General features: G+C 72.9%; 13 protein-coding genes and 1 pseudogene. 9 read left to right on the forward strand and 5 right to left on the reverse strand.

Features of this window, described 5'->3' with window-relative positions; genetic code table 11:
* The first annotated feature begins 94 nt into the window (after positions 1 to 94).
* On the forward strand, positions 95 to 1,072 hold the full coding sequence (locus IO24_RS0130835; RefSeq protein ID WP_031141337.1) for a D-2-hydroxyacid dehydrogenase: 978 nt from the start codon (positions 95 to 97) through the stop codon (positions 1,070 to 1,072).
* A gap of 74 nt (positions 1,073 to 1,146) precedes the next feature.
* On the opposite strand, the gene IO24_RS0130840 is transcribed toward IO24_RS0130835, so the two are convergent.
* Together IO24_RS0130840 and IO24_RS0130845 are read right to left on the reverse strand one after the other, a co-directional pair.
* A complete protein-coding gene (locus IO24_RS0130840; RefSeq protein WP_031141339.1) occupies positions 1,147 to 2,904 on the reverse strand; it encodes an ABC transporter permease subunit in 1,758 nt (585 codons plus the stop codon).
* A gap of 5 nt (positions 2,905 to 2,909) precedes the next feature.
* The gene (locus tag IO24_RS0130845; RefSeq protein ID WP_031141341.1) at positions 2,910 to 4,421 is read right to left on the reverse strand and encodes an ABC transporter substrate-binding protein; all 1,512 of its coding nucleotides are present in this window, start codon (positions 4,419 to 4,421) and stop codon (positions 2,910 to 2,912) included.
* A 171-nt stretch (positions 4,422 to 4,592) separates the two neighbouring features.
* On the opposite strand from IO24_RS0130845, the pseudogene IO24_RS43560 reads away from it, so the two are divergent.
* From IO24_RS43560 to IO24_RS0130860, 3 genes and pseudogenes are all read left to right on the forward strand, one after another.
* Positions 4,593 to 4,955 (forward strand): annotated as a pseudogene (locus IO24_RS43560) (oxygenase MpaB family protein); the annotation flags it as partial.
* Positions 4,956 to 5,016: 61 nt separating this feature from the next.
* Positions 5,017 to 7,248, forward strand: a complete 2,232-nt coding sequence (locus IO24_RS0130855; protein WP_031141343.1) for a serine/threonine-protein kinase — start codon at positions 5,017 to 5,019, stop codon at positions 7,246 to 7,248.
* A 62-nt stretch (positions 7,249 to 7,310) separates the two neighbouring features.
* Positions 7,311 to 8,888: a phytoene desaturase family protein gene (locus IO24_RS0130860; RefSeq protein WP_031141345.1), complete on the forward strand. Its 1,578-nt coding sequence runs from the start codon at positions 7,311 to 7,313 to the stop codon at positions 8,886 to 8,888.
* Between the two features lie 4 nt (positions 8,889 to 8,892).
* On the opposite strand, the gene IO24_RS0130865 is transcribed toward IO24_RS0130860, so the two are convergent.
* Positions 8,893 to 10,608: a serine hydrolase domain-containing protein gene (locus IO24_RS0130865; RefSeq protein ID WP_078899430.1), complete on the reverse strand. Its 1,716-nt coding sequence runs from the start codon at positions 10,606 to 10,608 to the stop codon at positions 8,893 to 8,895.
* Positions 10,609 to 10,833: 225 nt separating this feature from the next.
* Between IO24_RS0130865 and IO24_RS0130870 the strand changes: the two genes are divergently transcribed.
* From IO24_RS0130870 to IO24_RS0130880, 3 genes are all read left to right on the forward strand, one after another.
* Positions 10,834 to 11,946, forward strand: a complete 1,113-nt coding sequence (locus IO24_RS0130870; RefSeq protein WP_031141349.1) for an NAD(P)H-dependent flavin oxidoreductase — start codon at positions 10,834 to 10,836, stop codon at positions 11,944 to 11,946.
* A complete protein-coding gene (locus IO24_RS0130875; protein WP_031141351.1) occupies positions 11,943 to 13,493 on the forward strand; it encodes an acyl-CoA synthetase in 1,551 nt (516 codons plus the stop codon). The genes IO24_RS0130870 and IO24_RS0130875 overlap by 4 nt, the downstream gene beginning before the upstream one ends.
* A gap of 112 nt (positions 13,494 to 13,605) precedes the next feature.
* Positions 13,606 to 14,862, forward strand: coding sequence for a DUF418 domain-containing protein (locus tag IO24_RS0130880; RefSeq protein WP_031141355.1), 1,257 nt, complete (start codon positions 13,606 to 13,608; stop codon positions 14,860 to 14,862).
* A 41-nt stretch (positions 14,863 to 14,903) separates the two neighbouring features.
* Here the strand turns inward: IO24_RS0130880 and IO24_RS0130885 are convergent, their stop codons facing one another.
* On the reverse strand, positions 14,904 to 17,330 hold the full coding sequence (locus IO24_RS0130885; RefSeq protein WP_031141357.1) for a penicillin acylase family protein: 2,427 nt from the start codon (positions 17,328 to 17,330) through the stop codon (positions 14,904 to 14,906).
* A 183-nt stretch (positions 17,331 to 17,513) separates the two neighbouring features.
* Between IO24_RS0130885 and IO24_RS0130890 the strand changes: the two genes are divergently transcribed.
* Both IO24_RS0130890 and IO24_RS0130895 read left to right on the forward strand, forming a co-directional pair.
* Entirely contained in the window at positions 17,514 to 19,016 is a 1,503-nt protein-coding gene (locus tag IO24_RS0130890) for a fatty acyl-CoA synthetase (RefSeq protein WP_031141359.1), read from the forward strand.
* 58 nt (positions 19,017 to 19,074) lie between these two features.
* A complete protein-coding gene (locus IO24_RS0130895) occupies positions 19,075 to 19,908 on the forward strand; it encodes an alpha/beta fold hydrolase (protein WP_031141361.1) in 834 nt (277 codons plus the stop codon).
* Positions 19,909 to 20,020: 112 nt separating this feature from the next.
* Here IO24_RS0130895 and IO24_RS0130900 read toward each other — a convergent pair whose 3' ends face one another.
* Positions 20,021 to 21,838: an alkaline phosphatase family protein gene (locus IO24_RS0130900; RefSeq protein WP_031141363.1), complete on the reverse strand. Its 1,818-nt coding sequence runs from the start codon at positions 21,836 to 21,838 to the stop codon at positions 20,021 to 20,023.
* Positions 21,839 to 21,871 lie beyond the last annotated feature (33 nt).

The following is a 21,871-nucleotide window of genomic DNA, read 5'->3' on the forward strand; positions in this document are numbered from 1 at the left end:
GTCAAGCAGTCCGGCCTCGGCCGCGAAGGCGGCCGCGTCGGCATCAGCGAGTTCCTCGAATACAAGTACATCGCCATCCCCACCGGAGCCTGACATGCCCGACCGCCTCGTCGTCCTGTACCGGGGCAACCGGCCACCCGCCACCGGGCTCATCGAACGCCTCGCGGACACCGTCTACGCCACCGAAGAGGAACTGCCCTACCTCCTCCCCGGCGCCGACGCCCTCCTGGCCTGGGTGACCATCACCCCGGCCATCCGCGAAGCCTGGCCCGACAACCCGGAGAAGGCACCCCGCTGGGTCCACGCGTCCTCCGCGGGCGTGGACTCCTTCCTCTTCCCCGCGCTGGTGGACGATCCGGGCGTGGTCCTGACCAACGCCCGCGGGGTCTACGACCAGCCGACCGCCGAGTACGTCCTCGGCCTGATCCTCGCCCTGGCCAAGGACTTTCCCGGCACCTGGGAACACCAGCAGCGCCGCGAGTGGCGTCCGCGTCCCAGTGACGGCATCACCGGACGCACCGTGCTGGTCTGGGGGACGGGGCCGATCGGCCGGGCCGTCGCCCGGCTGCTGCGCGCGGTCGGGATGCGGGTCTGCGGTGCGGGCCGCAAGGCCCGCACGGACGACCCCGACTTCGGCACGGTCCACGGTGCGACCACCCTGCACTCCGCCTTGGCGGAGGCGGACTACGTCGTTCTGGCCGCACCCCTCACCCCGGACACCCGGGAAATGGTCGACGCCCCCGTGCTCGCTGCCATGAAGCCGGGGGCGCGTCTGATCAACGTGGGCCGGGGCGGGCTCGTCGACGAGGAGGCGCTCATCGACCACCTCGCCGCCGGACGGCTCGCCGGCGCAGCCCTGGACGTGTTCGCCCGGGAACCGCTGCGCGCCGAATCGCCCCTGTGGGACATGCCCGGCGTGATGATCTCCCCGCACACGGCGGGCGAGACCACCGGCGAGCGGGAGGCGCTCGTCGAGGTGTTCCTCGACAACCTCACCCGGCACATCGAGGGCCGGCCGCTGCGCAACGTGGTGGACAAGCGGCGTGGATACGTGAGCGGCGTGGATACGTGAGCGACGAGACGCGCTCCGCCTGAGGGCGAGGAGCAGGCGCCCCGGCCGGTAACTTTCACCGGCCGGGGCGCGTGCTACTCGCCCTTTCCGCGTCCCAGCACGCCGGCCGTCACCGCCAGCACGGACAGCACCACGAGCGCGGCGGCCGGGCCGAGGACGGTCCAGGGGGCCAGTTCGGCGTACGGCTGGTTCTCCGAGAGGAGCCGGCCCCACTCCGGGGTGGGTGGCTGTTCGCCCAGGCCCAGGAAGCCCAGGGAGGCCAGGACCAGGACGGTCGTGGGCAGCCGGAGCACGGCGTTGCGCAGCAGGGCCGGGACCACCGAGGGCAGCAGGTGGCGGCGCAGGAGGTGCAGCCGCCCCGCGCCGAGCGCGACGGACGCGGCGATGTGCCCGCTCGCGCGTTCCTGTTCGAGCAGGGCCGCGGTCTGGGCGGCGTACGGGCTCCAGCCGACCACGCAGACCGCGCAGGCCGCGCCCCACACCGACGGTCCGGTCACGCCCGCGATCAGCAGGCCCGCGAGGACGGCGGGCAGGGTGGACACGACCTCCGTCGGGCCCGCGCTCGCTCTCGGTGCCATGCCCAGCAGCAGTCCGGTGACGGCGCTGACCGTCGTCACGACGAGGGCGACCCCGGCCGTGCGCATCGCCCCGTGGCCCAGCCGGGCCAGCAGGTCACGGCCCAGGGCGTCCGTGCCCAGCGGGTGTTCGAGGGACGGGGACAGCAGCCGTGCCGCCGTGTCGACCTGGAGCGGGTCGCGCAGGAGACCCGCCGTCACCAGGGCGAGCAGGGCAAGCGCACAGACCGCGGTGATCCAGCGCAGGGAGCGCGGCACCGTGAGCGGAGGCCGGTGCAGGGTCGGCAGGACACCGTCGCGCAGAGGCCGGCCGAGGAGTGTGTGGCGCAGGGCGCGGATCACCATGCCCGCGGCGACGCCCAGCAGGACCAGAGCCAGGGTCGCCGTCTGCAGTACGGGGAGGTCCTGCGCGACGGCCGCCTCCAGGGCGAGCCGGCCGAGCCCGGGAATGTTGAAGATCTTCTCCACGGCGACCGCACCGCCGACCAGGGCCACCACGCTCGGCAGCAGCTGCGGCAGTATGCCGGGCAGGGTGCGGCGCAGCCCGTTGCGGCCGATGCGACGGGGCGGGAGCCCGGTGGCGTAGGCCGTGCGCGCCCACGGTTCGTGGAAGGCGGCGGGCAGCGCCTGGTCGAGCATCCCGCCGAGCACCGCGCCCGACGGGACGCCGAGGGCGAGCGAGGGCAGCACCATCGACTGCGGCCCCTCCCACCCGCTGGACGGGAACCATCCCCACCACACCCCGCACACGGTGGCAAGCACCGAGGCGAGCAGGAACTTCGGCAGCGACGCGAGGACGGCGGCCGGGGTGCCCGTCCGGTCCTGCCACAGCCGGCGCCGGGAACCGAGGAAGACCGTTCGGGCACACACCAGTCCGGCGACCAGCGCCGTGACCGCGAACGCGCCCAGCATCAGCGTCAGGGAGACCGACAGGGCCGTCCCCACCTGCGGCATGACCGGTGCGCCGGAGACCCACGAGACGCCCGTGTCCCCGCGTGGCAGGCCGCCCAGCCAGTGCGCGAGGTGGACCCAGGGGCCCTCGTCCAGGCCCAGCTGATCGCGCACGGTGGCCAGTTCAGCCGGTGTGGGGTTCTGGTCGGCGGAGCGCGCGCGGAGCACCGTACGGGCCGGGTCGGCGCCGGACAGCCAGGGGAGCAGGGCCACGGCGCCGAGCAGTGCGGCGCCGGCGAGCACACGGCCGGCCGCCGCCGGCCACAGGGACGGGCGGGCGGCGGAGGGGCTGTGCGCGAGGCTCATGCGGGCTACTTCAGGCGCGTGTCGACGTCGATCAGGGACCGCTCGCGCGGGTCGAGGATCACGCCCTCGACGTCGTCCGCGATGCCCTGCAGGGCCTGCTCGTGGACCAGCGGCACCACCGCGTCGGTGCGCAGGATCTCCGCCTCCGCCCGCATGATCTTCTCCCGGCGGCTCTCGGTGGCCCGCTCCGCCGCGGCGGCCCGGATGGCCTTGTCCACCGCGGCGTTCTTCAGGCCGGCGATGTTGTAGACGCCCTCGCTGGTGAAGTCGCTGGCCAGGTAGTCGACCGCGTCACCGGTGTCGAGGAGCGTCACCCGGGAGAAGACGAGGGCGTCGTACTTCCCGGCGAGAAGGTCGCTCTCCATCTGTGTGTACTCGCGCACGTCCTGCTTCACGGTGAACCCGGCCTTCTCCAGCTGCTGCTGGAGCACGGTCGCCGCCTCGGGCAGTTCGGCCCGGTTGGTGTAGGTGGCCAGCCGCAGCGTCCTGCCCTTGGTGGCGGTCCTCACCTCGGCTGCGGTCGCGGCCTTGGCACGGCCCGTCACCTCGACGCGCTTGTCGGCCGCCCAGGGGACGGCGGGCCCGAACAGGCCCTGCGCGGGGTCGGCGTAACCGCCGAAGACGGAGTCGACCAGCGCGGAGCCGTCGACGGCCTCGCGGGCGGCGGCGCGCAGCCCGGCGTCCGTGAACAGGCCGCTGCCGGTGTTGAGGATCAGGCTGTCGGTGCGCACCGAGGGGACCTCGTGCCGGGTCGCCTTGTCGAGCAGTTTCGCCTGGGCGGTGGGGATCCACTCGGCGATGTCGGTCTCGCCGCCGCGCAGCGCGTTGGCACGGGCCGTCCCGTCCGCGATCCAGCTGACGTCGATGCCGGGCGCCTTCGCCTTGCCGTCCCAGTAGCCGTCGAAGCGGTCGAGAGTCGCCTTGGTCTTGCCGTTCAGCCGGGTGATCTCGAACGGACCGGTGCCGGTGCCGACGGGGCTGACGGTGCCGTCCTTCGCGTACGCCTTCGCCGACAGGATCGCCAGCGCGGGGCTGGCCAGCCGCAGCGGCAGCACCGGGTCGGGCGACTTGGTGGTGAGCGTGACGGTGTCGGTGTCCTCGGCCTTGGCGGTCAGTGACACGTCGCTCAGGACGCGGGGCTTGGGCTTGGCCGCGCCGGCGTGGTCGAGCGCGTTGACGACGGCCTGGGCGGTGAGCTCGGTGCCGTCCTGGAACTCGGCCTTGCGCAGTTCGAAGGTCCAGGTGGTGCCGCCGTCCTGCTTCCAGGACTTCGCCAGAGCGGGCTTGGCCGTGCCGTTCTTGTCGAGGGCGGTGAGGCCCTCGGCGACGGACAGCTTGCTCAGCACGGTGGCGTCGTTGCTGTACGGGGACAACGCCTGTGCCGGCGGCACGGCCAGCGCGACCCGCAGTCGCCCGCCCGATCCCGCGTCGGCGTCGCTGTCGCCGGGTGCGAAGCAGCCGGCCAGCAGAGGGGTGAGAGCGAGCGCCGCCATGAGGCCGCGGGATGTGGTGCGCATGTCGGATCCTGTCGTGCGGGAGGTCGGGCAGGCCGCTGCGGCCCGGGCCGGGTCGTGATCGGCGACGTCAGCATATAAGGGGAGCCTTACCAAACCCCCAGCCGGGTAGGTGAAAACTCAACGAATGGACGGTCACAGGCCGAACCCCCAATGCTCATGTGGGTGCGCGGCGCCGAGATGGCCGAGTACTTCGAGAAGGTGCGCCCGGGCCTGGCCGCCGGACCGGAGGCACGCGAGGTGGACGACTTCCTGCTCCGCCCGCCGACGCACCCGCTCCTCGTACCGGCGCGCGAGGTGCTGTGGCGGCGCGTGGCACACTTGGCGTACGCCTGCCTGCCGCCGTACGCCCACGAGTTGTACGGCAGACCGGCCCCCCGCACCAGCCACCGTCACCCGCCGACTGCGTCTCGCGGGCCTCCTGCTGCGCCGTGTTCCCGCACGTGTGCGGTGGCAACTCCCGCCCAAACACATGGTGCGGGCCACGGCGAGCTCGGTCCCGGCGCGCGTCCGGCACCGTACAAACTCGGACGATAAGCCGCCATACTGGGTGGGGCAGGGGGCGGGCGAACAGCTACCGGGGGGAGCGTCGCGCGACATGGGGGACAGCAAGCTCATCCATGGCCGGTACCGGCTGCTCGATCTGATCGGGCGCGGCGGCATGGGCGAGGTGTGGCGGGCACGGGACGAGTCCCTGGGCCGGCACGTCGCCGTCAAGTGCCTCAAACCGCTGGGCCCGAACCACGACCACGCCTTCACCCGCGTGCTGCGGGAGCGGTTCCGCCGCGAGGCCCGGGTGGCCGCCGCGCTGCAGCACCGGGGCATCACCGTCGTGCACGACTTCGGCGAGTCCGACGGCGTCCTCTACCTCGTCATGGAACTGCTGGACGGCCGCAACCTCAGCCAGCTCCTGGAGGACAACAAGCAGCACCCGCTGCCGGTCGCGGACGTCGTGGAGATCGCCGAGCAGGTCGCCGCCGCCCTCGCCTACTGCCACGAACAGGGCATCGTCCACCGGGACCTGAAGCCCGCCAACATCGTGCGGCTCGGCGACGGCACGGTGAAGATCTGCGACTTCGGCATCGCCCGCCTCGGCCACGACATCGGCTTCACCTCCCGGCTGACCGGCACCGGCATCGCCATGGGCACCCCGCACTACATGTCCCCGGAGCAGATCGGCGGCGACGGGGTCGACCACCGCAGCGACCTCTACTCGTTCGGCTGCGTCCTGTACGAGATCGCCACCGGCGTACCGCCCTTCGACCTCGACGACGCCTGGGCGATCCTCGTCGGCCACCGCGACACGCCGCCCCGCCCGCCGCGCGAGCACCGCGCCGAACTGCCCGAGTACCTGGAGCGGGTCGTCCTCGACCTGCTCGCCAAGGAACCCGGGCAACGTCCCGGCGACGCCCGCGAACTGGCCCGCCGGATCAGCGCCCACCGGGCCGCGCCGGCGTACGTGCCCGCCGTCGCGGCGGTCCGCCCGGCACCCGGGGTACCGGCCGGCGCGGGCCGGCTGCCGTCCTGGACCCGCGGCATGACCACCGGCCACAAAGCGACCGGTACGGGGCTGCGCACCACACCACCGGACCCGTCGGCAGGGCTGTCCGGCGAGTGGATCGCACGGCCCGCCACCGGCCCCGTCGTCGCCGAACCCGCCCCCGTGGAGCGGCCCGCCCCGCCCACGGAGGTCCTGACCGCCCTGGCCGGCCGGCACAACGCGGGCCTGAGCCTCGGCCGGCTCGGCCGCTGGGCGGAGGCGGGCGAGGTGCACCGGGCGGTCGCCGCCGAACGCGAGCACCTCCTCGGCCCCGACCACCCCGACACCCTCTCCAGCCGCTACGAGGTCGCCTTCACCCTGAGCCGCACCGGCCGCGCCGCGGACGCCCTGCGCGAGTACAAGCGCGTCACCGAGGCCAGGATCCGCACCCTCGGCCCCGAGCACGCCGACACCCTGGCCGCCCGCCAGGAGATGGCCTACGTCCTCGGTCAGCTGGGCCGCCCCTTCGACGCCCATCGCGTCTACACGTCGGTGCTCACCGCCCGCGAGCACCTCATGGGCCCGGACCACCCCGACACCCTGCGCTGCCGCCACAACCTCGCCTTCAACCTCAGCCGCCTCGGCCGCCTGGAGGACTCGTACCGCATGGCCCGCGAGGTGGCCGGCGCCCGCGCCCGCGTGCTCGGCCCGGACCACCCCGACACACTCGTCACCCGCTACGAAGTCGCCTACGCCCTCGGCCAGCTGGGCCGATGGGCCGAAGCCCTGGAGACCTACCGCGAGGTTGCCGAGGCCCGCGCACGCGCCCTCGGCCCCGACCACCCCGACACCCTCGCCGCCCGGCACGAGATCGGCATCAGCCTGGGCCGCCTCGGCCGCAGCACCGAGGCCCTGAACCTCTACAGCGGCCTGGCGCAGGACCGAAGCCGCAGCCAGGGCCCGACCCACCCCGAGACACTGCGCGCCCGCCACGGCCGCTGCGTCAACCTCGGGCGGCTCGGCCGCTGGGGCGAGGCCCTCGCCGAATCCCGCGACGTGGCCGCCCTCCGCGAGCAGGTCCTCGGCCCCGACCACCCGGACACGCTGGTCAGCCGCCGCGAGGTCGCCGTAGGCCTCGGCTGGCTGGGCCGCTGGGCCGACGCGCTCACCGAGTACCGGCGCGTGGCCGGCGCCCGCGCCCGCGTGCTCGGCCCCGACCACCCCGACACGCTCGCCAGTCGCAACGACGAGGCCCACTGCCTGGAACAGCTCGGCCGCGGTGCCGAGGCCGTCGCCCTGTACCGAAGAGTGGCGGCCCTGCGGGAACAGCGGGCCGCGGCGGGGCGCTGACCCCCGAGCGAGCGGTCAGGCTCCGTCTGGCCGACCCGGATCACTCCGTGTTACCAAGAATCATGACCGCACCCGAGGGACCCCGCGCACACCGGACGTACGACGCCGTCATCGTCGGCGGCGGCCACAACGGCCTGGTCGCCGCCGCCTATCTGGCCCGGGCCGGCCGCTCCGTGCTGGTTCTGGAGCGACTGGACCACACGGGCGGCGCGGCGGTGTCCACCCGGCCCTTCGCCGGGGTCGACGCCCGGCTGTCCCGCTACTCGTACCTGGTCAGCCTGCTGCCGAAGAAGATCGTCCGGGACCTTGGCCTGGACTTCCGGGTCCGCACCCGCACCGTCTCCTCCTACACACCCGCCGAGCGTGACGGCCGGTCCACCGGACTCCTCGTCGGCGGCGGCGAACGGCGCACCCGGGAGGCGTTCACCCGGCTCACCGGCTCCGACCGCGAATACCGGGCCTGGCAGGCGTTCTACGGCATGACCGGCCGCGTCGCCCGGCGGGTTTTCCCGACCCTCACGGAGCCGCTGCCCACGCGCGACGCACTGCGCCGCCACCTCGACGACGAGGAGGCCTGGCGGGTGCTGTTCGAGGAGCCGATCGGCGTCGCCGTGGAGGAGCGCTTCGCGGACGACCTGGTGCGCGGCGTCGTCCTCACCGACGCGCTCATCGGCACCTTCGCCGACGCCCACGACCCCTCCCTGAAGCAGAACCGCTGCTTCCTCTATCACGTGATCGGCGGCGGCACCGGCGACTGGGACGTACCGGTCGGCGGGATGGGAGCCCTCACCGACGCCCTCGCCGGCACGGCACGCGCGGCGGGCGCGGTCCTCGCGACCGGCCACGAGGCGCTGCGCATCGCCACGGACGGCCGAACCGCCGAGGTCACATATCGCACGGCCGACGGCGAAGGCACCGTCGCCGCCCGGCACGTCCTGGTGAACGCCTCACCGCAGGCCCTGGCGGAACTGACCGGCGACACGCCCCCGCCGCCCGCCGAGGGCGCCCAGCTCAAGGTCAACATGCTGCTCAAGCGGCTGCCGCGGCTGCGCGACAGCTCCGTCGACCCGCGCGAGGCCTTCGCCGGCACCTTCCACATCGCCGAGGGCTACGAGCAACTGGCCGCCGCCCACGCCCAGGCCGCCGCCGGCGACCTGCCCGCCGCGCCGCCCTCCGAGATCTACTGCCACTCGCTCACCGACCCGACCATCCTCGGACCCGACCTGGCCGAGCAGGGCTACCAGACGCTCACCCTCTTCGGCCTGCACACCCCGGCCCGCCTGTTCGAACGGGACAACGACGCCGTCCGCGAGGACCTGCTGAAGTCCACCCTCGCCCAGCTCGACGCCCACCTGGCCGAACCCCTCGCCGACTGCCTGGCCACCGACGCGGACGGACGCCCCTGCATCGAGGCCCGGACCCCGCTCGACCTGGAGCGGGACCTCGGCCTGCCCGGCGGCAACATCTTCCACCGCGAGCTGAGCTGGCCCCACGCCCAGGACGGCACCGGCCGCTGGGGCGTGGAGACCGGGCACGCCAACGTGCTGCTGTGCGGGGCGGGCGCGGTGCGCGGGGGCGGGGTCAGCGGGGTGCCGGGACACAACGCGGCCATGGCCGTGCTGGAGAACGGCCCCGAGTGAGCCCTCAGCCGGCCGCTCGCGTCCACCCGACGGTCCGCAGACGCGCCGCGTCCGCCGGACGCCTCTCGTCGAACAGGACGTCCCCGGCGGCCTCCACACGCAGCCCGTCCACATAGCAACCGCGGCCGACGTACAGCCGGTCCGTCGCGTACCGCCAGCGCAGTGCGACCCCCCGCGCGGCGGGGACGTCCGCGGTGAGCCGGTGCCAGGCGCGGCCGGACCAGCCGGTGACCGAGCCCGACGGGTGCGGCTCGGGGGCCGCGCCGCGCCGGGACGTCGTGAAGGGCACGGGCTGCCAGCTCGTGCCGCCGTCGGTCGAGGCCTCCAGGGTCAGGACGTCGGCCTTGGGTTCGGTGTCCCACCACAGCGCGCAGCGCAGCCGCGCCCGGCCGGCAGACGTGTCGAGCGCGGGGAGCGTGAGGGCCGCCGTCGTGGAGACCGCCATCCCGGAGAACCAGGCCGTGCGTCCCCGCGCCGGCCGGACCGGCACGGCCCGTGCCATGTTGTTCGCGGCGGCGACCCTGGGCGCTGACCCGGAGCGCCAACTCCGCACGGGATGCACCGAGTTGCCGAGGACGACGAGAAAGGAGTCGGTCGTCGGGTCGAGCACCAGCGAGGTGCCCGTGAAACCGGTGTGGCCGGCCGTGCGCGGCGTGGCCATCGCGCCCATGTACCAGTGCTGGTAGAGCTCGAAGCCGAGGCCGTGCTCGTCCCCCGGGAAGGCGGTGTTGAAGTCGGTGAACATCAGCTCCACCGACTCCGGCGTCAGGATCCGGGCCCGCCCGTAGACGCCGCCGTTGAGCAGCGTACGGCCGAGGACCGCGAGGTCCCACGCGTCGGAGAACACGCCCGCGTGGCCCGCGACACCGCCCAGGCTGAAGGCGTTCTCGTCGTGCACCTCGCCCCACACCAGGCCCCGGTCGAGCCCGGACCACGGCGGGCGCGCGTCCTCCGTGGCCGCGATCTTCGGCCGCCAGGACACGGGCGGGTTGTAGCGGGTGCGGCGCAGGCCGAGCGGCCCGGTGATCTCGTCGCGCAGGAGCGTGTCCAGGGTGCGGCCCGTGATCCGTTCCAGCACGAGCTGGAGCGAGATGAGGTTCAGGTCCGAGTACAGGTACGCCGCGCCGGGCGCGCTGACCGGCGCCTCGTTCCAGATGAGCTGGAGCTTCTCCTCGTGAGTCGGCGCGCTGTACAGCGGGATCCACGCGCGGAACCCCGAGGTGTGGGTGAGGAGCTGGCGGACCGTGATGTCCTGTTTGCCCGCGCGTCCGAAGTCCGGCAGGTAGGAGGCGGCCTTCGCCTCCAGCTCCAGTGCCCCTCGCTCCATCTGCTGCACCGCGAGGATCGAGGTGAACAGCTTCGACACCGACGCCAGGTCGAAGACGGTGTCCTCGGCCATGGGGATCTGCTCGCCGGGCGGGAACTCCACACCGGCGTCGGCCCTCTCGTCGTAGGCCCGGTAGCGCACCGCCATGCCGATGGGACGGTGCAGGGCGACGGTGCCGCCGCGTCCGGCGAGCAGGACGGCGCCCGCGTACCAGGGGTGCTCGGGGGAGGGGCCGAGGAACGCCTGCGCGTCGGTGACGAGCCGGCGCAGGTGGGAGGTGAGCAGGCCGGCGCGTGCGGCGGAGCCGTGCCGCAGGGTGGGGCGGTGGCCGGTCGCCGCCGGGGCGGGCCCGGCGGGCAACGAGGCGAGGGCGAGCGCGCCGCCCAGGGCCATGCCCGCTCTGCCCAATTGACGCCGGGTCGGTTCGCTCACCGCATCGTCGGTCACCGCGTACCCCTTCGCCTCGACCGCCTCGCGTGTCCTCGAAAGTATGTCCCTCACGCGCCGTCGGGAATCCGGCGGAGAATCCTGCACGGCGTCCCACCGGGACGCCAGTAAATCTGACGGAGCATCAGAGAACCTCTTCCGTCCTCCGGAGGACTCCGGCATCCTGCGCCCATGCAGACGGAGCTGAGCCAGACACTGGGAATCGAGCACGCCGTCTTCGGCTTCACGCCGTTCCCCGCCGTCGCCGCGGCCATCAGCCGGGCCGGCGGCTTCGGCGTGCTCGGCGCGGTCCGCTACACCGCCCCCGACGAGCTCAAACGCGACCTGGACTGGATCGAGGCACACGTCGACGGCCGGCCGTACGGCCTGGACGTCGTGATGCCGGCGAAGAAGGTCGAAGGCGTCACCGAGGCCGACGTCGAGGCGATGATCCCCGAAAGCCACCGGCAGTTCGTCCGGGACACCCTCGCCAAACACGGCGTGCCCGAGCTCGCCGAGGGCGAGGCGTCCGGCTGGCGCATCACCGGCTGGATGGAGCAGGTCGCCCGCAGCCAGCTCGACGTCGCCTTCGACTACCCGATCCGGCTCCTCGCCAACGCCCTCGGCTCCCCGCCCGCCGACGTCATCGCCCGCGCCCATGCCCAGGACGTCCTCGTCGCCGCACTCGCGGGCAGCGCCCGGCACGCCCGCAAGCACCGGGACGCCGGGATCGACGTCGTGGTGGCGCAGGGATACGAGGCGGGCGGCCACACCGGCGAGATCGCCTCCATGGTGCTCACCCCCGAGGTCGTCGACGCCGTCGCCCCGCTGCCCGTGCTGGCCGCGGGCGGCATCGGCAGCGGACAGCAGGTGGCCGCCGCGCTCGCCCTCGGCGCGCAGGGTGTGTGGCTGGGCTCCCTGTGGCTGACCACCACAGAAGCGGACCTCCACTCGCCCGCCCTGACCCGCAAGCTGCTCGCCGCCGGCTCCGGCGACACGGTCCGCTCCCGCGCGCTGACCGGCAAGCCCGCACGCCAGTTGCGCACCGAGTGGACCGACGCCTGGGACGACCCGGACGGGCCCGGCACTCTCCCCATGCCGCTGCAAGGGCTGCTGGTCGCCGAGGCCGTTTCGCGCATCCAGAAGTACGAGGTCGACCCGCTGCTCGGCACCCCGGTCGGCCAGATCGTCGGCCGGATGACCAGCGAACGCAGCGTCCAGGCCGTCTTCGACGACCTCACCCGCGGCTTCGAGCAGGCCGTGAACCGCGTCAACCGCATCGCCGGAAGGAGCGGACAGTCGTGAACACACCGCCAGTGGGCTTCTGGGCCCAGGCCACGAAGGACCCCGGCCGCACGGTGCTCGTCGCACCCGACGGCGAGGCCTGGACCGCCGGGCGCCTGCACGCCGCCGCCAACCGGCTCGTGCACGGCCTGCGCGCGGCCGGGCTGGAACACGGCGACACCTTCGCGGTGGTCCTGCCCAACGGCGTCGAGTTCCTCACCGCGTATCTCGCCGCCAGCCAGGCCGGGTTCTACCTCGTCCCCGTCAACCACCACCTGGTCGGACCGGAGATCGCCTGGATCGTCTCCGACTCCGGCGCCAAGGTGCTCCTCGCCCACGAGCGCTTCGCCGACGCGGCCCGCCATGCCGCCGACGAGGCAGACCTGCCGGGCACCCACCGGTACGCGGTCGGCACGGTCGAGGGCTTCCGCCCGTACGCCGAACTCCTCGAAGGCCGGCCCGAGTCGCCACCCGGCGACCGCACCCTCGGCTGGGTCATGAACTACACCTCGGGCACCACCGGCCGACCGCGCGGCATCCGTCGGCCGCTGCCCGGCAAACCGCCGGAGGAGGCGTATCTCGGCGGTTTCCTCGGCATCTTCGGCATCCGGCCGTTCGACGGCAACGTGCACCTGGTGTGCTCGCCGCTCTACCACACGGCCGTACTCCAATTCGCGGGCGCCTCCTTGCACATCGGCCACCGGCTGGTCCTCATGGACAAGTGGACGCCCCAGGAGATGCTCCGCCTCATCGACGCCCACCGCTGCACCCACACCCATATGGTCCCCACCCAGTTCCACCGCCTGCTGGCCCTGCCCGACGAGGTGAAGGACCGCTACGACGTCTCCTCCATGCGGCACGCCATCCACGGCGCCGCGCCCTGCCCCGACCACGTGAAACGGGCCATGCTCGACTGGTGGGGCCCCTGCGTGGAGGAGTACTACGCGGCCAGCGAGGGCGGCGGCGCGTTCGCCACCGCCGAGGACTGGCTGAAGAAGCCCGGCACCGTCGGCAAGGCCTGGCCCATCAGCGAACTCGCGGTCTTCGACGACGACGGCAACCGGCTGCCGCCCGGTGAACTCGGCACCGTCTACATGAAGATGAACACCGGCGGCTTCTCGTACCACAAGGACGAGGCCAAGACCCGCAGGAACCGCATCGGCGACTTCTTCACCGTCGGCGACCTCGGCCACCTCGACGAGGACGGCTACCTCTTCCTGCGCGACCGCAAGATCGACCTGATCATCTCCGGCGGGGTCAACATCTACCCGGCCGAGATCGAGTCGGCCCTGCTCGCCCACCCCGCCGTCGCGGACGCCGCCGTCTTCGGCATCCCGCACGACGACTGGGGCGAGGAGGTCAAGGCGGTCGTGGAACCGGCCCCCGGACACCGGCCAGGGCCCGCCCTCGCGGCCGACCTCCTCGACCACTGCGCGCACCGGCTCGCCGGGTACAAGCGGCCCAGGACCGTGGACTTCATCACCGAGATGCCCCGCGACCCCAACGGCAAGCTGTACAAGCGGCGGCTGCGGGAGCCGTACTGGGAGGGCCGGACGCGACCGGTGTGAGGCGGCGGTGCGGCTTTGGTCGCACCCGCGGGCCCGGGCGTCATCCTTTGGCCGCCGCTCACTCGCCCTCCGGCCGATGCCCGGCGCCACCCCGCCTTCCTAGCGTGAAGCCATGACGATCGCGACCGAAGAGCGACTGCCGCGTGGGGGTGTACGGCCGAACGAGCGGGCACTCGCCCCCGATCTCGCACGCGGGATCATGCTGCTCGGCATCGTGCTGTCCAACACCGCCTTCCACCTGTGGGCGGCCCGGCGAGGGCCCTCCGGATGGCAGCCCGTGGACGGCTCCTGGCTCGACCACGCCGTGCAGTTCACCATGATCATCGTGCTCGACCTGCGGGTCTATCCGCTCTTCGCCTTCCTCTTCGGCTACGGCATGATGCAGCTCTACCTCCGCCAGACCGCCGCCGGCGCCGACGGCCGCGCCGCCGCGAAGATCCTGCGCAGACGCGGCCTCTGGCTGATCGTCATCGGCCTCACGCACGCCGCGCTGCTGATGGCGGGGGACATCACCGGCTTCTACGGCGTCCTGAGCCTCGTCCTCGGGACGGCCCTCCTGCGGCGCGGCGAACGCGCCCTCAAGTGGTGGACCGGCATCGGCGTCGCCCTGCTCGTCCTCGTCTCGGCCGGGCCCGCCCTCGCGGCCCTGCTGCGGGGCGAGCTGGGCACGTTCGGCGACACCGGAGCCGACCCCGGCCTCGAGGCCTACGCACCGGACGAGGCCGACTGGCTCACCGCGGCGGGCATCCGGCTGGAGACCGGCCTGTTCGTCACCTTCGCCGCCGCCTCGCTGACCCTCGTCGGCGGCGGGTACGTCATCTTCCTGCTCGGCTTCTGGGCCGCCCGCCGCCGCGTCCTGGAGGAACCCGGCGACCACCGCACCCTGCTGCGCAGGACGGCGGTGCTCGGCATCGCCGTCGGCTGGCTCGGCGCGCTGCCCGCCGCCCTCGCCCACACAGGTGTCCTGCACGTGACGGACGCGATGCAGAGCGACAGCGGTGCACTCATGGTCCTCCGCGACATCACCGGCAACGCCGCGGGCCTCGGCTATGTCGCCGCCATCGCCCTCTTCGCACACAGGTGGACCACCCGGCGTCCCCGGCGTGGCGCGACCGCGGTGGCGGCCGTGGCCTCCGTGGGTCAGCGCTCCTTGTCCTGCTACCTCGCCCATTCGCTGCTCTTCGCCCCGGTGCTGGCCGCGTGGGGACTCGGCCTGGGCGGGCATCTGGGCAGCGCGACCATGGCGCTCTTCGCGTGCGCGGTCTGGCTGGTCACGCTGGCCGGGGCGTACGCCCTGGAACGGGCCGGCCGCCGCGGCCCTGCCGAAGCGGCCCTGCGGCGGCTGATGTACAGATCCCGCCGGGCCTGAACAGGGTGCCGCCCCACAGGGGCGGCACCCTTCGCGCACGGTCAGCGGCGCTCGTGCACCCGCACGACCTTCAGCTTCGGCGAGGACAGGATGTCCTTCTCGCAGAAGCGCGACGTCACCCACTTCTCACCGGAGAACAGCCGGGTCTGATCGGCGGAGTGCGGCGAATTCGGGTTCGACGACTGGGAGTACGTCAGCAGTGTGCGGGCCACCGGGCAGCGGCTGCCGTCCCAGCCCACCGCCTGCAGGTGGCTGGTCCCGAACGGCACCTCCGTGTAACCGCCGGCGGCCCCGTCCCACGTCGGCTCGATCACGTTCCACACGCCGAGCCGTCCCCCGCCGCCCGGCACGGGCAGGCGCTTCCCGTCGCGGACGACGAACTGGTGCGCGTCGAGCGGCGCGTCGAGCGCGATGCCCGCGGCCCGCAGCTCGGCCACCGCGTCGGCGAGGGCGGCGGGGAAGCCGGGGGCGTCCGTGTTCAGGGTGTTCGGGGTGCGGACCGGGTCCGCCGCCGAGAACGGCACCTTCCACAACCGGTCGGACGGCACCGCCTGTTCGAGCCTGCGCCAGAACCGGTCGAAGAGCAGTGCTCCCCGGCTCCCGGTGTCCATGGTGCGGTCCCACGCCTTCAGCACCCCGCAGGCCTCCGACACGTCGACGGCCTCACCGTCGCTGCCGGTCGCCGTACCGCCGGGCAGCGCGGCGCACGCCCGCGCCACGTCCCCGGCGGCGAGATCACCGGCGGGCACCCGGTTGGCGAACTGCTGCCGTTGCAGGTCGCGTACGGTCAGACCGCCGCGGTCCGCCATCGCCGCCACGTCCTCGATCGCGCCGCGGGTACGCAGGCCGAGCTGGGTGCCCACCGTGCCGAAGACCCGCTCATAGCCGGTGAGGGGGCGGTCGGCGTTGGTCATCCACGCGGTGCCGTTGGAGTTCTCCGCGTACGGGGCGTCCTTCAGCGTCGGCATCCGCCCCGGCCCGAAGATCCCCGGTACGACGGCGTCGGGGTCCCGGCCGAGAGCGCAGTCGCCGCGCGAGCCGTCGAGGATCGCGATCCCGGACGCCGGGTACATGGTCCTGCCGAGTTCCGTCGAACAGCGCCCGACCAGCTCGTCGGTGATGCGGGGGAGCACCTGCGACTGGGTGTAGAGGGAGTGCCCCGCCCGGTCGGCGGCGATCGTGTTCACCCAGGGGAGGCCCTGGTGCCGGTCGAGCGAGGCGAGGACGCCGGCCGTGCTCCGCGCCTTGCTGAAGCCGAGTGAGGTGTCGGCGAAGCGGAGGTTCGCGGCGTTGGGATCGTTCAGGGCGTACGCCGCCTCACCGGTCCACGGCAGCGGGACCTGGGCGCTGAGAGAGGTGACGACGGGGCCGTAGCGGGTCCACCACTGGGTGCGGGTCACCGGCGCGCCGTCCTTCACCGCGACCGTCACGGTCCGCTTCTTCATGCGTTCCGGCCTGCCGTCCACGAGGTAGGTCGTGGGATCGGCCGGATCGAGCGTCAGCCGGTGGAAGTTGGCCGGAATGCCGGTGGTGACGGTGTGGCTCCACGCCACATGTGCGTTGAACCCGATGGAGATCGCCGGGGTGCCGAGCAGGGACCCGCCGGACACGTTCAGCTCGCCCGGGATCGTCTGCTGCGACTGCCAGAAGCGGCGCCCGCCCTCCCACGGGTAGTGCGGGTTGCCCAGCAGCAGACCACGGCCGTTCGCCGTCGTGTCACCGTGGAAGGCGACCGCGTTGGAACCCATGCCGGGGTCGCCCCACAGCTCGTCCGCCGCCTTCGCCACGGCCTTCGCGCTCGGCGTGCGGGCCGACGAAGCCCCTGAGGAGGCGACTTTTCCGGTCGGCGGCCGCGCGGCCGTGATCGTGTCCACGAACCGCCCCTCGCCGGATATCGAGGCGATGGCCAGACCTCGGGCCGCCACGTCCAGCTCGGTGACCGGCCGGACCCAGGACGCGCCCGCACAGGCCGGATCCGTGATCTTCCGCTGCTTCAGCCAGGCGTTGTAACCGGCGGCCCAGCCCCGCATCAGGTCCCGGACCTCACGGCTGGGGCCCACGGGAGCGCGCTCGGCGAGCACCTTCTCCACGGTGCGGCTCTCACGCACCCCGCGGAAGTACAGGTCGCTGGCGAGGTTCGTCCTGGCCGCCGAGAGATCGCCGCCGGCGGGCGCGTCGGCACCGAAGTACCGGGACCGCTCGCCCCGCAGGGTCACGAACCCGTCGGCGAGCGCGCACACCTCGTCGGCGGCCTGCGCCCAGCCCGTACCGAAGCCCAGGTCCGCGTGGTCCTTCGCGAGAATGTGCGGAATGCCGTGTTCGGTGTAGCGGATGACGGCGGACAGGCCGTCGCGGGAGGGGTGTTGCTCTGCCCGCTCGGGGGCCGTGGCGGCGGCCGCGGGTAACGCGGACGCGGCGGTGAACAGGGCCGTGGCCCCGAGAGCGAGTCGTCTCAGACGGCTGCGCATCGTGCCCTCCAACATCGTCGAGGGAAAGGAGTGACGAGTGTACGAACCTGATTCGAACGCCCGTCGGTTTCATGACACCGGACGCCGGCGGAGGCGCCAGGGTTGCTCGGGGCCGGCCGGCGTCGCGGCTGCCCCGCTCCGGGTCCTTGACCTCCTCGGGCGGTGAACCGAGGATCATGTGTCATGACGACGCCCGGACACGGCAGCACGGTCGACGGAGTCCTGCGGCGCACCGCCCGGCGCACACCGGCGCGCGTCGCGGTGGAGTACGCCGAGCGGACCTGGACGTACGACGAACTCGACACCGCGGTCTCCCGCGCGGCGAGCGTCCTCATCGGACAGGGGCTGTCCCCCGGGGACCGGGTCGGCGCCTACGGCCACAACTCCGACGCCTACCTGATCGCCTTCCTGGCCTGCGCCCGCGCGGGCCTGGTGCACGTACCCGTCAACCAGAACCTCACCGGCGACGACCTCGCCTACATCGTCGGCCAGTCCAAAAGCTCCCTGGTCCTCACCGACCCCGGCCTCGCGGCACGACTGCCGCACAACGTACGGACGTTGCCCCTGCGCGACGCCGACGGCTCGCTGCTGGCACGGCTGCCCGAGGCACCCGCGTACGACGGTCCCGAGCCGCGCACCGACGACCTCGTGCAACTGCTGTACACGTCCGGGACGACCGCCCTGCCCAAGGGCGCGATGATGACGCACCGGGCCCTGGTGCACGAGTACCTGAGCGCGATCACCGCCCTCGACCTCAGTGCGGGCGACCGCCCCGTGCACTCCCTGCCGCTGTACCACTCGGCGCAGATGCACGTCTTCCTGCTGCCCTACCTCACCGTCGGCGCGACGAACATCATCCTCGACGCACCCGACGGCGACCGGCTCTTCGACCTCATCGAAGCGGGCCGCGCGGACAGCCTGTTCGCGCCGCCCACCGTCTGGATCGCCCTCGCGGGCCGCCCCGACTTCGCCACCCGCGACCTGAGCGGTCTGCGCAAGGCCTACTACGGCGCCTCGGTGATGCCGGTCCCCGTCCTCGAACGGCTGCGGGAGCGCCTGCCGGGCCTGGCCTTCTACAACTGCTTCGGCCAGAGCGAGATCGGCCCCCTGGCCACGGTCCTCGCGCCCGACGAACACAAGGGCCGCATGGACTCCTGCGGCCGGCCCGTCCTGTTCGTCGACGCCCGCGTGGTCGACGAGGACGGCAAGGACGTACCCGACGGCACCCCCGGCGAGATCGTCTACCGCTCCCCGCAACTGTGCGAGGGCTACTGGGACAAGCCCGAGGAGACCGCCGAGGCCTTCCGCGACGGCTGGTTCCGCTCCGGCGACCTCGCGGTACGCGACGCGCACGGCTACTTCACGATCGTCGACCGGGTGAAGGACGTCATCAACTCCGGTGGCGTCGTGATCGCGTCACGCCAGGTCGAGGACGCGCTGTACACCCACCCCCAGGTTGCCGAGGCCGCGGTCGTGGGCCTGCCGGACGAACGCTGGATCGAGGCGGTGACGGCCGTCGTCGTCCCGCGCGGCGAGGTCTCGGAGGCGGAACTGATCGACCACGTCCGCGACAGACTCACCCGCTTCAAGGCGCCGAAGCGGGTGGTGTTCGTGGACGAACTCCCGCGCAACGCCAGCGGGAAGATCCTCAAGCGGGAACTGAGAAACGACCTCGGGAACGGGTAGCGCGCCCGGCCGGAGAACCCGGTTGTGCCGGACCGCCCCGGACAGCAGGATCGACGACGTGCCGGTCTTCAGCGCCCCCGACGGAACCCGGCTCGCCTGTCACCTGCACGGTGAGGGCGAGCCGCTCGTCATCCTGCCCGGCGGACCCATGCGGGCCTCCGCCTATCTGGGGAACCTGGGCGGTCTGGACGCTCACCGGCAGTTGGTGCTGCTCGACCTGCGCGGCACGGGGGAGTCCGGGCCGCCGGCGGATCCGGGGACGTACCGCTGTGACCGGCTCGTCGACGACGTCGAGGCGTTGCGGCTCCATCTGGGACTGGAGCGGATGGACCTGCTCGCGCACTCGGCGGGCGGCAGTCTCGCCATGCTGTACGCGGCCCGGTATCCGGAGCGGGTGGGACGGCTGGCGCTGGTCACCGCCACCCCGTGGGCGCTGGGATGGCCGGCGACGGCAGGGGACCGGCTGACGGCGGCCCGGCTGCGGACGTCGGAACCCTGGTTCGCGGAAGCGTTCCCCGCGTTCGAGGCCTGGCTGGGCGGCACGGGTGACTTCGACCCGGTGTTCCTCCCGTTCTTCTACGGGCGCTGGGACGACACCGCCCGGGCCCACGCCGCCCGGGAGGAGGCCGAGACCAACGACGACGCGGCGGATCTCTACGGTGCCGAAGGCGCCTACGATCCGGACGCGACGCGCAGTGCGCTCGCCCGGCTGACAGCCCACGTGCTCGTTCTGGCCGGTGGAGTCGACGGCGGCCCGAGTCCGTCGCTGGCTCGGCGTGCCGCAGAGGTCTTCCCGGCTGCCGAGTTCACGGTGCAGCCGGGTGCCGGGCACTACCCGTGGCTCGACGACCCGGAGTGGTTCGTGCGGCGCCTGGCCGCCTTCTTCCCCTGACGGAGGGTCGCCCTTCTGCCGCAGGCAGAGCGGCCCCGCCGACCGCGGGACGCGGTGCCCTTCGCGTACGAGGCCCGCTCGGAGGAGTTCCCCGCCGCCGTGGAGGAGTTCCTCAGCCCTGCGGACCGTACGCCGTCATGAAGCGGTCGCGGAACTTGTCCATGCCCCACCGCGGGGCGTCCTCGGCCGGCTTGAGGCCGTCCGTCCAGCCCCAGTCGGCGACCCGGTCCAGGACCTTCTTGTCGTGGGCGACGATCGTCACCGGCACGTCCTTGCCGGTGTCCCCGGCGGTGACGGTCGGCACCGGCTGGTGGTCGCCGAGGAAGACCAGCACCGTGTCCTCGTCGCCGTAGCGCTCGACCCACTCGGTCAGGCTGCGGATCGAGTACTCGACGGCCCGCCGGTACTCGGTGCGCACCTTCTCCGGGTCCTTCCAGACCTCCGTGGGGTCGGTGCCCTCCTTCTTGATCCGGTGGAACACCGAGCCGTCGCCGAGGTCCTCCCAGTCGATCATGCGGGCGATGGGCGACCAGGGGTTGTGGCTGGAGGCCAGGATGATCTCCGCCATGATCGGCTCGCGGTCCTTCTTGCCGTGCTCCAGGCGCTGGAAGGCCTCCATGCTGAACTGGTCGGGCACGGGCGTCCAGCTGAAGTACGGGCCGTGGTAGCCGAGATGCTCGGAGTCGTAGATGTGGTCCAGGCCGAAGTACTTCCCCTCCGGCCAGGCCCGCCGCACCCCCGGCACGATGCCGACGGTCCGCCAGGCGCCCGTCTTCCCGAAGTACTTCGTCAGCGTCATGCGATCGCTCGTGGTCAGATTGCGGTACCGCTGCTGGTTCTTGATCCACAGTCCGGACAGGAAGGTCGAGTGGGCCAGCCAGCTGCCCGCGCCCGTCACCGGCGACTGCAGCCAGCCGCTGCGCGACTCGAAACCGGCCGCCTTCAGCGAGCCGGTGCCCTCCTTGAGCACCGCGTCGATCCGGGGCGCCATCGCCGGGTCGTCGATCGCGACCCGGCCGTAGCTCTCGATGAACGTGAACAGGACGTCCTTGCCGCGCAGCCCCGTGAGCAACTGGTCGGGCGGCGTCTTCGCGAAGGCGTCCAGGGCGGCCTGCTTCTCGAAGACGCGGGCGTCCTTCAGGCCCGCCCGGACCTGCTCCACCCGGTTGCCCAGGAACTCCGCGTTGCCCTTGGTGGCGATCGGGACGGTGCCGATCTGCACGCCCAGCGTCATGCAGGTGATCCACGCCGTGCCGAGGATCAGGACCGTACGGCCGGCGACGGGCCGGTTCCGGACCATCAGGTGCGTCAGCCGCACCACGGCGAGGGTGGTGAGGACCAGCACCGCGACGAACAGGACGATCACGCCGGCCACGGCCAGCACCTGGCCGGTACGGCCGAACGTCTCCCTCAGGAAGTCCGTGCCGTTCTCGATCAGTATCCAGTCCAGGACCAGGTCGAAGGGCCGGGCCAGGATCTGGTAGAAGCCCATGTCGACGAACTTCAGGATCGTGACCAGGCCCAGGAACGCGCCCGTGACGACCGCCGTGATCCGCCGGGGCTTCGGCGGCAGCGCGAGCAGCAGCCCGGCGAGCAGCACGCCCTCGGCGGGAATGCGGACGAACGACGCGAACTCGATCCGCTCGACCCGGTTCGGCACGAGCAGCGCGAACAGCACGAGGGCACCGGCCAGCACCGTTGTGCCGATGGAGATGCCTTGTGCCGTACGGGGGTGGCGACGCCGCCAGCCGAACCAGCCGGGCTTCGCCGTCGGCGGCTGCTCGGAAGCGGCCTGCGGTGCCGGGGCGGCGTCCTCGGGAGAGTCCGTGTCGGTGCCGCCCTCCGGATCCGCCGTACCGGTGTCGTCATCCGGTTCCGCCCTGCCCTCGGTCGTGTCCGAAAGCTGACGGGAGCGAGTGAAGAGCGACACCCGGGGGTCCTTCCGTGCGGTCTTGCTGGCATG

Origin of the sequence: Streptomyces flavovariabilis (assembly GCF_000725785.1) — a bacterium.
Taxonomy (GTDB): domain Bacteria; phylum Actinomycetota; class Actinomycetes; order Streptomycetales; family Streptomycetaceae; genus Streptomyces; species Streptomyces hawaiiensis.